Source organism: Parabacteroides sp. 20_3 (assembly GCF_964238835.1).
Lineage (GTDB): Bacteria > Bacteroidota > Bacteroidia > Bacteroidales > Tannerellaceae > Parabacteroides > Parabacteroides distasonis.
In genome coordinates this window covers 98,317-114,393 of record NZ_CAXSNO010000010.1, presented here as the reverse complement: position 1 = coordinate 114,393, position 16,077 = coordinate 98,317, and the positions used below count along the sequence as shown (strand labels likewise).

Below are 16,077 nucleotides of genomic sequence, written 5' to 3'. Positions count from 1 at the left end.
TTTCTATGTTTCTTATTTCTTTTGTTTATTCACTTTACCTTTCGCCCAGCCCTGCGTAATACGGTCCAAGATAATAGCCAAGATAACGACCGCTATACCTCCTTCGAAACCTAAACCTATTTTCATTTGGGTAATTCCTCGCAAGACAATCTCACCCAATCCTCCTGCCGAGATCATGGCCGCTATAACTACCATAGAAAGTGAAAGCATGATCGTTTGATTCACTCCCGTCATGATCGTAGGTAAAGCCAATGGCAATTGCACCTTATAAAGCAACTGAGAGGAAGTAGCGCCAAATGAGCGGGTAGCCTCCACAATATCGGCCGGGACTTGACGGATTCCCAGATCGGTCAGCCGTACAACCGGAGGCATGGCGAAAATCACCGTTGCGAAAGCGCCGGGTACCGGTCCCAAACCAAAAAACAAAACGGCTGGTATCAAGTAGACGAAAGCCGGCATCGTTTGCATCAAATCCAAGACCGGATGGATGATCTTATCCGCCCGATCACTGCGTGCGGTCCAAATTCCTAACGGAACTCCGATCATCAAGGCGATGATGGTAGAAGACAGTACCAAGGCCAAAGTCTGCATCGTTTCCACCCAGAAACCCATTCCGTAAATTAACAATAGACCCAATGCCGTGAACACGCCGACTCCTTTTCCTGCCTTGAACCAAGCCAACAATGCCAAGCCCAAAATCATCACATAAAACGGAATCCAAGTCAGCCCATCTTGAAAAGCATCGATAAATCCTCCGACCCCATCATTTATCACATCAAAAAAACGAGCGAAATGCTCAGTCAGCCAATTAATGGCAATCTCTATATATTTTCCTATATTTATCATAATTCTATCGCATTTTGAACAATTTGATCTATTTCCTCTTTATCCTTCCCCGTCATCTCGATTATAATCGATGAAGTAGAAACCAAGCCAGCCAATTGGTTGGCCTCATTAACGACCGGTAAGGCCTGCCGGATCTCCGGTAACAAAGGAAGCATATCCTCAACCGTCGTGTTTTCCAGAACCGAAGGAACCTCTTTCATCACAATCGACGAGAGATCATGATTCCCCGCTTTCCGAAGAGCCAAGACATCTTTCAAACGAACCTCGCCCAGAAATTGCCTATTTCCATCCACAACCGGCAATACATATAAGTTTTTCTCTTTCATTTTCCTCAACACGGTCTCCGGGCCATCTTTACGGATACGAGCGACAACCGGCTGGGTTATCATTATCGATGAGGCTGTAACGATACGTCCACGATCTACATTTTCCGTAAATCTAGAGACATAATGATTGGCCGGATCTGTCAAGATCTCCTCAGGGGTACCTACTTGCACGACCTCCCCGTCTTTCATAATGGCGATACGATCCCCCAACTTAATCGCCTCGTCAAGATCATGCGTAATAAAGATGATCGTTTTTTGCATCTTCTCTTGTAGTTTCAATAGCTCATCCTGCATCTGTACACGGATCAATGGGTCTAAGGCAGAAAAAGCCTCATCCATCAAGAGCACCTCGGGATCATTTGCGATCGCACGGGCCAATCCGACACGTTGCTGCATACCTCCAGACAACTCGCTAACCTTCTGGTTCTCGTATCCTTTTAACCCTACTAGGGCTACACTTTCCACAGCTTTCTGGTCTCTTTCTTTTTTAGGAACCCCTTGTAACTCCAAGCCAAAAGCGATATTACTCAATACCGTGCGATGGGGCAGCAATCCAAAATGCTGGAAAACCATAGCCATTTCCTTACGCCGTATATCCAATAATTCTTTATCCGAGGAAGTCGTTATGTTTTTTCCGTTGATAAAGACTTCTCCCAAAGAGGGCTCGTTCAATCGGTTAATACAACGTAACAGCGTAGATTTTCCACTTCCGGAAAGTCCCATTATCACAAATAACTCCCCTTCCTCAATCTTTAGGTTCGCATTACGTACAGCTACCGTGCAACCCGTTTCTTTCAAAATGTTTTGTTTACTTTTTCCCGCTACTAGCATTCTTTTCGCACGCATTTTCTCCGGGCCGAAAAGAATAGATAAATTCTTTATTTCTATTTTCGTCATATAAAATCTTTGATTACTGGTATGATACAAAAAGATTAGGCCATAAGTCCAGAATTTCTTATGGCAAAACATAAACCAAAAGCATATATAAGTTAATGCTTATTATGGAAATTGACTACAACCTAAATCATCTCTTATATAGACAACCGAATTTCAAAGAGTATTGTTCACTAGTTTTTCCAACTATTGGGTCTTTTCATAGGTAAAGTGAAAATAAATGTAGAACCAAATCCTTCTTCGGACATCACTGAAATATTACCGCCCATTTTTAATACCAGACCTTTACAAATTGCTAATCCCAATCCGACTCCTTGCTCAAAATCGCTTAATTGCACGAACCGAGCAAAGATATTATCCAATTCATCCTTGGGAATGCCACAACCTGTATCCGAAACATAAAACTTAATCATTTTCTCCTCAGCCTCAAGCGTATACCCAAACCAAATACGACCTTTTTTAGTATGCTTAACCGCATTCGTCAATAAATTCATGCAGATTTGCCATAATCGATTTCGATCTATATTAAATATGATATCGGGACATGCATCCAAGGTCATTTCCACCCCTTCCGGTCTACGTAATTGTATGGAGTTATATAGATCTTTCATAAAGGAAGGTAAATAAACATCCATATAAGTAAACGTCATCATATCAGACTCGATTCTGGAAATATCCAAAACATCATTTACTATACTTAAAAGTAAATCATTGTTCATCTTGATTAAACTAATATAATTTTGGCGCAATTCCGAATCCTCCTCCACTCCTAACAAATCAGAGAAACCGACAATAGCGTTCAACGGTGTACGGATCTCATGGGTCATATTCGCTAAGAAAGTCGACTTAAGCATATCCGCCTCCTCCGCTTTTTCCTTGGCTAAGATCAAGTCTTCCTCAAACTCCAATCGTTCTTGATCATCGATCATACAGCCAACAATCAAATTCGGGAAACCATTTTCATCCTTTTCATGCGTCTTACCGATCACCTCATAGATCCGATAGGTGTTATCATCGTTCTTTAGACGAAAATCTATTTTATATTCATCCAATTTATTCGTACGGATCGTATTGAATAGATAGAAAAAGTCGCCAGAATCGTCCGGGTGACGAAGTTGCGGCAAAGCCTGACAGATGAACTGATTACGTTTCAATAAACTATTGGTCGTGCCATAAAACTGGAAACAACGGTTACAATGTACTTTATCGCAAGACTTAAATCGGCTGAAATTAAAAGAATAAGTCGTAATCTTGCTATTCTGCAAAGCAAGCTCCATCATCATCCGACTTTCGGACAACTTACTGCTTAACGCCTCATTCGCTTTCTCCTGCTCAACGAGCTCCGATACATTCCGTATATAAATAATCACATACCGGTCATGTGCAGGTACCAACCGTAGTTTAAAATAAACGACCGGAGCGTTATGTCCCGGAATCGATAAATCTAAATTCATGATCTCCGACTTATTCAAGCAACTTTGCACGATCGTGGCCACACGACGCTTAGTCTCATCCGGATAAATGAAACCCGGAAGATCATCGATACGCCGATTGATCGACTCCGGCGTTATACAAGTCTCCACAGCATAAGCGATAATCCGCTCTACGATCAATTGCTTGTTTACCAAAAGGATCGTATCAGGAACCGCTTCCGCCATCTTTTGCGACATGTCCGTCAATTCCTTCAATTCCCGGTCATAACCGGCTGCCTCCTGCCCGACCGCCGGATTACCCGTTAATAATAAGGTATATCCAAGAATCTCTCTATTCTCATTCATTGAGGGGATGATAGAATACGGTACAGGCAAAGAACCGGAAACCACGCTTCCCCCACGCAGATATTGTTTTTGAAGATCGGTCAACAAATCTGTACGAAAAAGATTATTTAATAAGAAGTCCGCTTCATTCGTAAAAGGAAATTTCTCGTTTAAGGACTTATTTATATCAATTAGCGCACCGTTTTTATCATACAGAGCACCTCCCATGGGATAATATGTAAAAAAATCTGTCAGCAAACGCTGTTTTACCTCGGAAACCTCCATATACTTTCTTTATTAACATCAATAAGTTACAAAGAAATAAAATCTTTGAAAATCAGAGAAATTTTAAAGCATAAACTTTAGGTCTATTTCACAAGAAAATCAGTCTCTTTACTAAAAAGCAACAACAAACCTTCACTTACGCTTGTTACTTAACAAACAAATTAATTATAATATGAAAGCATTAATAGGTAAAAAGGCACCGGAATTCCACGCTCCGGCAGTAGTGAATGGCAATGAGATCATCGAGGATTTCTCTTTGGAACAATATGTAGGCAAGAAGTATGTAGTCATGTTTTTCTATCCGATGGACTTTACATTCGTTTGCCCGACAGAATTACATGCCTTCCAACAAAAGTTACAGGAATTCGAAAGACGTAACGTAGCGGTGGTTGGTTGCTCCGTCGATTCTCAATTTTCTCATTTCGCATGGTTAAACCAAGATAAGAATAAAGGAGGTATCCATGGGGTGACTTATCCACTCGTATCCGATTTTTCCAAAACCATCTCTGAAAACTTTGGCGTATTGGCCGCTGATTATATTACGAACGAAAGTGGAGAACTTATCTCCAGAGGAAATCCGGTCGCTTACCGGGGTCTGTTCCTGATTGACAAAGAGGGCTTGATCCGTCATTATGTAATCAACGATTTACCATTAGGCCGTAACGTAGACGAGGCTCTCCGTATGGTCGACGCCTTACAGCACTTCGAAGAATATGGCGAGGTTTGCCCGGCAAATTGGTCCAAAGGAAAAGACGCCATGAAAGCGACAAACGCAGGAGTCTCTAATTATTTAAGCCATCATTGATATATTGCAGGAAAGGGGGTTAGGCCCCCTTTTTTTATACTAATTGAGACAATCGTTTACACTTTCCCGAGATATGCGAGATATCTAGACGTAAGATATTAGTCCGGTAAAAAGATTTCTCAATATACTTTTCGCCGATCTCCTTAAACGCCGATGAATATTTATTCACGAGTAGCCGCAAGGCATACCGACGCTCTTCTTCCGGCAAATCCAAATGCATCTCTCCAAAAGCGATAGTGCTCTCGTAACCTGTCGTGAATTTTCCCGGAACGATTTGTGTAGCGCCAACTACCGTGAAACTCACTTTCGGGTTTTCTCGTAGACATTCCAGCTTATACCCTTCCGGAGCGCAATGGAAATAAATAGAATCCCCTTCCTTTACATAATTGATCGGGATTCCATACCCATACCCATTTATCCCCGACATGGCCAAAAAACCATATTCCGCCTCCTCCAATAAACGAATTGCCAACTCATTATCCAAAATCCGGTCTTTTCGTCTGATCTCTCTAAACATAGGTCTAATTTATTTATAAACGAGTATAATACACTAATCGTGGCAAATCTAAAAAAAAATAATATACATTTGCGTCATAAAGTTGACACATGATAAATATTATAGATCTATGAGAGCAAGAATAACCTTATTATTATTCGCCATTCTTTACAGTTTCACTTGTCTGGCACAAACTAATTTTGAAAAACACTTCACGAAGAAAAGTCTCCGGATTGATTTCGCATTGAGTGGAAATTGGGATTTCCAAGCCGCCGCTATACAACAACTCCGGGAAGAACCTGTCTGGGCGGGGCCGGTCAAAAACTTGATCGATCCGTTTGGTTATGGAGGGTATTATATTAATGTATATGATAAAGCCGGTAAAGAGTTGATCTACTCACGAGGATTCAATACGTTATTCGAAGAATGGAGAAGTACGGAGCAAGCGAAGACCGAGACACAATCTTGGACAAATAGCATCTCTATCCCCTATCCGAAAGCTCCTGTCATCATTGAGATTACGGCAAGAGACAAGGCCGACATGCAGTTCCATCCTTTATTGAAACAAGAGATTGATCCGGCCAGTATTTTTATTGACCGGGGGAAACTCAAGGAAAACCGGATCACAAAAATCCAATATAACGGGGATTCCTCCGGGAAAGTAGACCTCGTATTCTTAGCGGAAGGTTATACGGCGGACGAGCAAGAGAAATTTGTAGCTGATGCCAAACGTTTTACGGAGGCATTGTTTAAGACCCCGCCTTATGACACTCGCCGGGAAGATTTCAATGTCTGGGCGGTAGATGCCGTTTCGGAAGAATCGGGAACAGATGTATCCGGTAAAGGTATATTCAAGAATACCGCATTGAATTCCGGTTATTATACGTTTGGGGTAGATCGCTATTTAACCACCCCGGATATGAAGTCTATACGTGACGCCGTATGGAACGCTCCTTGCGACGCAATCTTCATCTTGGTAAACACGGACGCTTACGGTGGTGGCGGTATGTATAATTTTTATGCCATGGGAACCGCCGATAACCCACGTACCCCAGTCGTATTCGTTCACGAGTTCGGACATAGTTTCGCCGGCCTAGCCGATGAATACTTCAGTTCCGAGGTCGCTTATCAAGATTTTTATAATTTGAAGTACGAGCCTTGGGAACCGAACATCACGACCTTGGTTAACTTCGATGCTAAATGGAAAGATCTTCTACCGACTAATACACCGATACCTACCCCATTAGATGACGCCCATAAGGATAAGGCAGGCGTATTCGAGGGAGGCGGTTACATCGCTAAAGGCATTTATCGCCCGATGGATCACTGTATGATGCGTGATTACGCTCCATTCTGTCCAGCTTGTAGCCGGGCGATCTTACAGATGATCGATTACTTCACGGATAAACCGATAAAACATTAAAAGGAAAGAGCGGGTACCCTAATAGCTTTGTTACATCAACTATTAAGATACCCGCCAGCACTAACCTATCAACATTTATTTCATCATCGGAACTTCTATCAAAAGAACTTTAGCGTGCTTCAAGACTTCTATCGTAATGCTATTGGTTTCCCAGAATCCGGCCCCGTCACGCTTAGACAGGATCGTATTACTTACCTCCACCTCTCCGTCGATCACGAATAAATAAACCCCATTATTTTCACTATGTAGCTTATACTCCTTTACTTGACCGGCATCTAGGTTTCCTAAAGAGAACCAAGCGTCTTGGTTGATCGACGCAGGAGCGCTACCATCCGGAGCGATGATCAAGGACAACTTATTCTTTTCCGAAGTAACCGGACGCACGTCATAACTGGCATAATGAGGCTTGGTATTCTCCTCACGGGGAAATACCCATATTTGCAAGAACTCCAATTGTTCATTACCGCTGTCGTTGAACTCACTATGCACGATACCGGTACCGGCGCTCATCACCTGAATATCTCCCGGCGTAATCACCTCGCTATTCTTTATGCTATCCCCATGGCGTAAATATCCCTTTAACGGGATGGAGATAACCTCCATATTCTTATGTGGATGCATATCGAATCCCTCACCCGGCGCCACGGAATCATCATTCAATACACGTAGCATCCCGAAATGAACCCTTTCCGGATTGTAATAATTAGCAAAACTAAACGTGTGATGTGTTTTCAACCAACCGTGATTCGCATACCCTCTGGATTGAGCCTTATCAACTACAACTCTCATATTTTCCTCCTTTTTAAATCTACATTAATAACAAATCCATAACTATAAATGTTGCGTGACGCATATTTCGAACATTTCATGTAAACATGTGATTCATATATGAACAGAAATCGCTACTTTTGCGCAATTAAAAAAACTCATCCTGTAAATATAAAATCTTATGGCAATCTACTTAAACGATGTATCGAGAACATTTGGTGAGTATTTACTTATTCCCGGTTTAACCACCAAAGAATGTATTCCCGCAAACGTTTCATTGAAAACGCCGCTTGTGAAATTCAAGTCTGGCGAGAAATCCGCTATTGAATTAAATATTCCTTTCGTTTCCGCGATCATGCAATCGGTTTCCGGCCCTAAACTGGCAATCGAGTTGGCTCGCAACGGAGGACTTTCCTTCATCTTCGGCTCGCAACCGATCGAGAGCCAAGCGGATATGGTTCGCAAAGTAAAGAAATTCAAGGCCGGATTCGTTATCAGCGACTCTAACCTTACGCCCGAGAATACCTTGGCCGACGTGCTTGAGCTAGTCCGCCGGACAGAACATTCTACGATTGGTGTAACAGATGACGGTACGCCTAACGGCAAATTGCTAGGTATGGTAACCAGTCGCGATTACCGTGAAGGCAAAGACCCGATCGACATGAAGGTGAAAGATTTCATGACCCCGTTCGCTAAACTAATCGTTGGCGAGCTAGGCATGACCTTGAAAGAGGCGAACCAGATTATCTGGGATCATAAGTTGAATACATTGCCAATCATCGACAAGGATCAGAAGCTTCAATACTTCGTATTCCGCAAGGACTACGATAGCCACCGTGAGAATCCGAAAGAGTTATCCGGCGGAGATAAGAAATTATTAGTAGGTGCCGGTATCAACACCCGCGACTATAAGGAACGTGTTCCGGCATTGGTAGAGGCTGGCGTTGACGTATTGTGTATCGACTCTTCCGACGGCTATTCCGAATGGCAGTACGAGACCTTGCACTGGATCAAGGATACCTACGGAGACAAGGTACTGGTTGGTGCCGGAAACGTGGTTGACCAAGATGGTTTCAACTACTTGGCTGACGCCGGAGCGGATTTCATCAAGGTAGGTATCGGTGGTGGTTCCATCTGTATCACCCGTGAGCAGAAAGGTATCGGTCGCGGACAGGCTACCGCCTTGATCGACGTAGCGAAAGCTCGTGACGAGTATTTCAAGAGACACGGCGTTTATATCCCTATCTGTAGCGATGGTGGCTTGGTACACGATTACCATATGGTATTAGCGTTGGCTATGGGTGCCGACTTCCTGATGATGGGCCGTTATTTCGCCCGCTTCGACGAGTCTCCTACGAAGAAGATGAAAATCGGAAACAACTTCGTGAAGGAGTATTGGGGTGAGGGATCTAACCGTGCGAAGAACTGGCAGCGCTATGACATGGGTGGAAACGAGTCCTTGAAATTCGAGGAAGGCGTGGACAGCTATGTACCGTATGCCGGAAAATTGAAAGATAATTTAAACGTAACATTGGGTAAGATGATCGCTACGATGTGTAGCTGCGGTTCCATCTCTATCCAAGAGTTGCAGCAGCATGCCAAGATCACGCTTGTCTCCTCTACAAGTATCGTTGAGGGTGGCGCTCACGACGTGATCCTGAAAGAGCAGAATTAATTACAATATGTATTCTAGTAGAGGCGTGGCACGCTACGTCTCTACTATTTACACATTCAAATAATTTACCATGAAAAATCTATTACTTACAGTTATCCTTTTGTGTTTTTGTTTGCCATTCGTAAAAGCCGCCGATCAAAAGATGATCTTAATCTCGACCAACGAGACGGACTTGATTTTACAAGTAGCCCCCAACGGACGGCTCTACCAAACTTATCTGGGAAATAAATTAGTAAACGAATCCGAATTTGAGAACCTCTCATGGAATATCCAAGCCGGAACGGATGGCAGCGTATCAACCCGTGGATGGGAAGTGTATCCTTGTTCAGGAGCGGAGGATTATTTCGAACCGGCTTTCGCCATCCAGCACAACGACGGGAACATGACCAGTATATTCAAGTATGTTTCCAGCGAATCCAAGAAACTAGACAATAACGTTACGGAGACAATCATCTCCCTGAAAGATGACGTATACCCAGTGGAGGCTAAATTGCATTATGTAACTTTCGCTAAAGAAAACGTCATCAAGGCTTGGACCGAGATTCGTCATATGGAGAAAAAACCGGTCACGATTACCCAATACGCTTCCAATATGCTTTATTTCGAGAGTCCTCGCTATGTATTGACCGAGTTTAGCGGTGACTGGGCCAAGGAAGTACAGATGAGCAGCCAAGACTTGAAATTCGGGAAAAAGATTATCGATACGAAACTAGGCTCCCGTGCCGCCATGCACGCTTACCCGTTTTTTGAGATTGGGTTAGGTGCCCCGGCCAGCGAGAATACAGGAGATGTTTTAATGGGAACGATCGGTTGGACTGGAAACTACCGCTTTACGTTCGAGGTGGACAACGCCGGTAACCTTCGTGTCATCTCCGGCATCAATCCCTATGCGTCCGCCTATGAATTGAAGCCGAACGAATGGTTCGTCACCCCTGAGTTTATCTTTACGTTGAGTAACCAAGGAACCGGAAAAGCCAGTCGTGATATCCATGATTGGGCACGTAATTACCAGATCAAGGATGGTAAAGGCGATCGCCTTACCCTACTGAACAACTGGGAATCGACCGGTTTCAATTTCAACGAGAAGAAATTGGAGGAACTAATGAAAGAAGCCAAGCATCTAGGTGTAGATATGTTTTTGCTGGATGATGGTTGGTTCGCTAATAAATACCCTCGTCAAAACGATAAGGCCGGATTGGGAGATTGGGAGGTTACCCATGATAAGTTGCCGAACGGCATTCCTCATCTGGTGCAGACCGCTAAAGATGCCGGCGTGAAATTCGGTATCTGGATCGAGCCGGAGATGGTAAACCCCAAGAGCGAACTTTTCGAGAAACACCCGGATTGGGCGATCCATCTACCGAATCGTGAGACTTATTACTACCGCAATCAACTTGTCTTGGACTTAAGTAACCCGAAAGTACAGGATTACGTATTCAGCGTAGTGGATAATATCATGATCGAGAATCCGGATCTGGCTTTCTTCAAATGGGATTGCAACAGCCCGATTACCAATGTCTATTCTCCTTACCTCAAGGAGAAACAGAATCAATTATATATTGATCATGTACGAGGAGTCTATAACGTATTCAAACGGGTAGCCGAAAAATACCCTCACCTACCAATCATGCTTTGTTCCGGAGGTGGAGCCCGCTGTGATTACGAGGCATTGAAATACTTCACGGAATTCTGGTGCAGCGACAACACCGATCCGATCGAGCGTTTGTATATCCAATGGGGATTCTCCCAGTTCTTCCCGGCAAAGGCAATGTGCGCCCACGTGACTAGCTGGAACAAGAATACCTCCGTCAAGTTCCGTACCGACGTGGCCATGATGTGTAAGATGGGCTTCGATATCAGCTTGAAGGAAATGAACGACGACGAGATGAAATACTGCCAAGAAGCAGTTGCCAACTACAAACGTCTAAAGGGCACGATCCTCGACGGCGATCTTTACCGTCTTGTTTCCCCCTACGAGACCAACCATTCATCCGTGATGTACGTGGATAAGGCTAAAAGCAAATCCGTCCTATTCGCTTATGATATCCACCCTCGCTTCGGAGAAAAGACTTTCCCCGTAAAGCTACAAGGATTGGACCCGAATAAGAAATATAAGGTACAAGAGATAAACCTCATGCCGGGCCAGAAATCGACCTTGGTTACCGACGGAGGTACCTTCAGCGGAGATTTCTTGATGAAAATAGGAATGAACGTGTTCTCTACGGCTCATGCCCGTAGCAAGGTCATAGAGCTGACCGAGGTTCATTAACTGTCAATTGTCAACTATCAACAGTCAGCTAAACATGGACATTATCCACGAAATAACCCCACTATCGGAAAAGGATTGCTTCTACATCGTAGACCGACGTAAGACAGAATTTACCTATCCGATCCATTGCCACTTGGAGTACGAGCTCAATTTCATTGAGCACGCTCCGGGGGTAAGGCGTGTGGTCGGTGATTCCGCGGAAGTGATCGGAGAATACGAGTTAGTATTGATAACCGGGAAAGAACTGGAACATGTCTGGGAGCAGAACGCATGTAAATCGCCTCTGATCCATGAGATCACGATCCAGTTCTCTCCCAATCTCTTCGGGAATAATATATTGGAGAAAAACCAATTCAACAGTATCCGGAAAATGTTGGAGAAAGCTCAACGCGGCATCAGTTTCCCGATGTCTTCCATCTTGAAGGTTTACCATTTACTGGAAAAACTGGTTTCCGAGGAGCAAAGTTTTTATGCGGTCATCAACTTCTTGACCATCTTGTATGAGCTTTCCATCGAGGAGGACTACAAAGTATTGGCTAGTTCCTCGTTCGCTAAAATAACAGATATACATTCCGAGAGTCGTCGTATCCAAAAAGTACAAAATTACATCAACGAGCGATACCAACAGGATATCCGCCTGAACCTACTGGCTGAACTCGTAGGTATGGCCCCTTCCGCTTTCAGCCGTTTCTTCAAGTTAAGGACAGGGAAGACCCTCTCCGACTATATCACCGATATCCGTATCGGTTACGCCGCCCGCATGCTGGTGGACACGCAACGATCCATCGCGGAGATTTGTTATGACTGCGGCTTCAATAACCTCTCGAACTTCAACCGTATCTTTAAGAAAAAGAAAAACTGCTCTCCCAAAGAGTTCCGGGATAACTACAAAAAGACAAAAATCATTGTATAAGAGACCTTTTTAACAGGGATAAATACATATCCCCCCCTATTTCTATACAAAATCCCCCCTTCTCTTTTCCTTCACACATCTATCTTTGCGACCAGTCACAAAGGCTTTCATGCCTACGGCTACCCCATCGATGTGTTAAAAATACACTCCGGCAAAAAAGTATTATTCTTGGATAAAATAGTATTTGAACGCACTTGGGATCCGACGTAATTTTGCGACAGAAATTAACAATACATATTAACAACAAAAAACAATTGCCTATGAGGAAGGACCGAAAATCTAATGTTTTTAGCAGTTAACCGCTAATGACCCTATTGAGTAAATGAATTTTAGTTTAGCCTTATATGATTTAATGTAAAAAATAATGAATTCAACAATTAAGAAAACGACGCTGTTTTTAGGCGCATGTATGGCCTTCCAGCTAGGTGGCATACCACAAATGTTAGCCGCCCCTAGTACTTCGATGGAAGTCATGCAACAAACAAAAAGAATCACTGGTACCGTGAAAGACGCAACAGGAATGGAAGTCATCGGTGCCAATGTTATCGTAAAGGGAACGACAAACGGAGTGATAACCGATTTGGATGGTAAGTTCAGCTTAGAGGCCGCCCCCGGCTCTATCATAGAGATCTCCTACATCGGTTATATGACCCAAGAGATTCCCGTAACCGCCCAAACATCCGACTTACAGATCACCTTGAAAGAGGACTCACAGAGTTTGGACGAGGTAGTGGTAGTAGGTTATGGTGTACAAAAGAAAAAGTTGGTGACAGGTGCGACCGTAGAGGTAAAAGGCGATGAAGTCGCTAAACGTAATACGATCAGCCCACTAAGCGCATTACAGAATCAAAGCCCGGGTGTCAATATCGTGGCTTCTTCCGGTCAGCCGGGTGACGGATTTAAAGTAAACATCCGTGGTGCCGGTACGAATGGAGATACGGCTCCTATCTATGTTATTGATGGTGTGGCCGGTGGCGATATCAATTCCTTGAACCCTGCCGATATCGAGCGTATCGACGTATTAAAGGATGCCGCTTCCTCCGCCATCTATGGTGCCCGCGCGGCGAATGGTGTTATCTTGGTTACCACAAAACAAGGTAAAGAAGGAAAAGTGCAAGTATCCTATGACGGCAACATCGGTTGGCAGAATGTAGTAAAGATGCCGGATATGCTTACCGCCAAAGAATACATGGCCGTTCAAGACCAGATCAACTTCAACGCCGGCGTATCGCCCTTCAATTGGTCACAATACCTAGACGCAGATTTACTGGAATCCTATCAAAACGGTTCCAACCCGGGTACGAACTGGCTGGAGTTACTTCGCAACAAGAACGCAATAACCACATCTCACTCCGTGAACGTGACCGGAGGTTCAGAGCTCTCCAAGTTCTCTACTGGCGTAGGTTATCAGTATCAAGACGGTATTTTCGGTGGTCCGGTTAAATCCGACTACAGCCGCTTCACCATTCGTTTAAATTCCGAGCATATCCTTTGGAAAAACAAGGATATGGATATCATAAAATTCGGTGAGAACGTATATTACCAACACACATCCAACCAAGGTATCCAAATCGGTAACCAATACTCCAACAGCATCTATAGCATGATGGGAGCCAATCCATTGGTTCCATTATACAATAGCCAAGGAGAGTTATTCGACTACGACGACTTGATCGCGCAAGGATCCGGATCAATGGGTTTACTCGGGCTCAACCAATACATCAATAACCCGATGAACACCTTGTTAAATACCACCAGTGGCAATAATAAAAGCCGGAACCACAATCTTAGCGCCATCGGTTATATAGAGATACAGCCGTTAAAGGATTTGAAGTATAAAGGCCAAGTCTACTACAAACAGAACTCCAGCCTCTACAAAGCATACAACGGCATCTATAAAAATAATAACAACGACCAGAATACGGATGATTATCTGGACGAGAATATGACCATCGGTTGGAATTGGGGTATGACACATACATTGAGCTATGCTTTCGACGTAAAGGAGAATCATTTCGACGTATTGGTCGGTACAGAGTATTCCAGAGAAGGTAATAATATGTCGGAAACCATCGAAGGACACGCCACGACCAGCATCTTCGGAGATTTCTCGCATGCTTACTTCAACAACTTCTCCGGTCGTACCGCTGGTATAGTGGGAGGATATCCCGTGGATGATCACTCCATCCTATCCTATTTCGGCCGTATCAACTACGACCTCAAGGAAACTTATATGTTTAGCGCGATTGTCCGTGCCGATGGTTCCTCCAATTTCTCCAGCGGTCATCGCTGGGGTTACTTCCCCTCATTCTCCGCAGGTTGGGTGATGAGTAACGAGAGCTGGATGGAAAACACGAAAAACTGGATGGATTTCTTGAAGGTTCGCGCCAGTTGGGGACAAAATGGTAACGAGAATATTGGAGCGTACAAATACGCCTCCACATACGCGTTCGGTGATTTAGGACTTTATTCCTTCAATAATAATAAAAACGGAGGAACCCAAGGCGCTTACCCCTCTTTGTTACCCAATAACGAGATTACATGGGAAACATCGGAGCAGACGAACGTAGGTTTAGACGCACGCTTCTTAAACGGCCGGTTAAACGCAAACTTCGATTGGTATAGTAAGAAAACAAAAGATTTGCTGATCGACGTACCCGTATCTTCAATCAACGGTTTCTCTTCCATGGTCGCAAATGCCGGTACAGTTAAGAACACGGGTATCGAGCTTGCCTTAAATTGGAGGGATGAGGTAGGCTCAGACTTTAGCTATGGCATCGGCTTGAACCTCGCGCATAACAAGAATGAGGTAACAGAAGTTAATAACGGTACTCATTACGTAAATGGAGGTAACGCTCTTCTGTCCGAGGGAACCACCTATATGGCCCGTATGGAAGAAGGACATCCTATCGGTTACTTCTGGGGCTATAAGACCGATGGCGTGATGCAAAATCAAGCGGATATACAGACCTATCTTGACCAGAATTGCGGTGGGGATGCCTCTAACTCCCTGCAAGGCACCTCGATAGCCCCGGGTGACTTGAAATTTGTCGATGTCAATGGCGATGGCGTGATCAACGACAGCGATAAGACGGAGATCGGTAATCCTCATCCAGACCTTACGATGGGCTTGAATCTAGATTTTAGCTGGAAAGGCTTTGACTTGAACATCTCCACTTACGGAGCGTTCGGCATGCAGGTTGCCCACACGTATCGTAAGTTTGGTAACGGACAGTTCGATAACTATAGCAGCAACGTCTACAATTACTGGCATGGCGAGGGAACATCCAACCGATACCCGATCCTGTTGCCCGGTAACACCGTGAACCATATCAACATTTCCGATATTTACGTGGACGACGCAGACTATTTCCGTATCCAAAACGTAACCCTAGGCTACGACATCAAACGTCTATGGAAAAGTTGCAAATTCCAGCAGCTTCGCTTGTATGTCTCCGCCCAAAACCTCTTTACCTTCACAGGTTATAAAGGAATGGATCCAGAGTGCGGAACCGCTCTCAACGATAAAGAGAGCTGGGTAACGGGCGTGGATGTAGGTAACTACCCCCAAGCGAGAACCTATATGGTAGGAGTTAATGTCAAATTCTAATAATTGATTA

11 protein-coding genes are annotated in these 16,077 nt (G+C 44.1%); 6 read left to right on the top strand and 5 right to left on the bottom strand.

What is annotated here, in order from left to right; genetic code table 11:
* Positions 1-12 precede the first annotated feature (12 nt).
* The 3 genes from ACESPU_RS19225 to ACESPU_RS19215 all read right to left on the bottom strand — a co-directional run bounded on the left by ACESPU_RS19225 (position 13) and on the right by ACESPU_RS19215 (position 4,108).
* Complete coding sequence (locus tag ACESPU_RS19225) at positions 13-846, bottom strand: proline/glycine betaine ABC transporter permease (protein WP_005865644.1); 834 nt, start codon at positions 844-846, stop codon at positions 13-15.
* Positions 843-2,069: a glycine betaine/L-proline ABC transporter ATP-binding protein gene (locus tag ACESPU_RS19220; protein WP_008781005.1), complete on the bottom strand. Its 1,227-nt coding sequence runs from the start codon at positions 2,067-2,069 to the stop codon at positions 843-845. The genes ACESPU_RS19225 and ACESPU_RS19220 overlap by 4 nt, the downstream gene beginning before the upstream one ends.
* Before the next feature lie 170 nt (positions 2,070-2,239).
* A complete protein-coding gene (locus ACESPU_RS19215; RefSeq protein WP_122370076.1) occupies positions 2,240-4,108 on the bottom strand; it encodes a HAMP domain-containing sensor histidine kinase in 1,869 nt (622 codons plus the stop codon).
* Positions 4,109-4,280: 172 nt separating this feature from the next.
* On the opposite strand from ACESPU_RS19215, the gene ACESPU_RS19210 reads away from it, so the two are divergent.
* Positions 4,281-4,913, top strand: coding sequence for a peroxiredoxin (locus tag ACESPU_RS19210; protein ID WP_008774437.1), 633 nt, complete (start codon positions 4,281-4,283; stop codon positions 4,911-4,913).
* Between the two features lie 34 nt (positions 4,914-4,947).
* On the opposite strand, the gene ACESPU_RS19205 is transcribed toward ACESPU_RS19210, so the two are convergent.
* Complete coding sequence (locus tag ACESPU_RS19205; protein WP_005865637.1) at positions 4,948-5,430, bottom strand: pyridoxamine 5'-phosphate oxidase family protein; 483 nt, start codon at positions 5,428-5,430, stop codon at positions 4,948-4,950.
* Positions 5,431-5,539: 109 nt separating this feature from the next.
* Here ACESPU_RS19205 and ACESPU_RS19200 point away from each other — a divergent pair, with 109 nt between their 5' ends.
* Complete coding sequence (locus tag ACESPU_RS19200; protein ID WP_005865635.1) at positions 5,540-6,832, top strand: M64 family metallopeptidase; 1,293 nt, start codon at positions 5,540-5,542, stop codon at positions 6,830-6,832.
* 75 nt (positions 6,833-6,907) lie between these two features.
* Here ACESPU_RS19200 and ACESPU_RS19195 read toward each other — a convergent pair whose 3' ends face one another.
* Positions 6,908-7,621: a pirin family protein gene (locus ACESPU_RS19195; RefSeq protein WP_122370075.1), complete on the bottom strand. Its 714-nt coding sequence runs from the start codon at positions 7,619-7,621 to the stop codon at positions 6,908-6,910.
* A 160-nt stretch (positions 7,622-7,781) separates the two neighbouring features.
* Here ACESPU_RS19195 and ACESPU_RS19190 point away from each other — a divergent pair, with 160 nt between their 5' ends.
* From ACESPU_RS19190 to ACESPU_RS19175, 4 genes are all read left to right on the top strand, one after another.
* The gene (locus tag ACESPU_RS19190) at positions 7,782-9,275 is read left to right on the top strand and encodes an IMP dehydrogenase (protein WP_005855263.1); all 1,494 of its coding nucleotides are present in this window, start codon (positions 7,782-7,784) and stop codon (positions 9,273-9,275) included.
* A 70-nt stretch (positions 9,276-9,345) separates the two neighbouring features.
* Positions 9,346-11,544, top strand: a complete 2,199-nt coding sequence (locus tag ACESPU_RS19185; protein WP_195205494.1) for an alpha-galactosidase — start codon at positions 9,346-9,348, stop codon at positions 11,542-11,544.
* Positions 11,545-11,578: 34 nt separating this feature from the next.
* Complete coding sequence (locus tag ACESPU_RS19180; RefSeq protein ID WP_005865630.1) at positions 11,579-12,457, top strand: AraC family transcriptional regulator; 879 nt, start codon at positions 11,579-11,581, stop codon at positions 12,455-12,457.
* 364 nt (positions 12,458-12,821) lie between these two features.
* A complete protein-coding gene (locus ACESPU_RS19175; protein WP_373133598.1) occupies positions 12,822-16,067 on the top strand; it encodes a SusC/RagA family TonB-linked outer membrane protein in 3,246 nt (1,081 codons plus the stop codon).
* Positions 16,068-16,077: the final 10 nt, after the last annotated feature.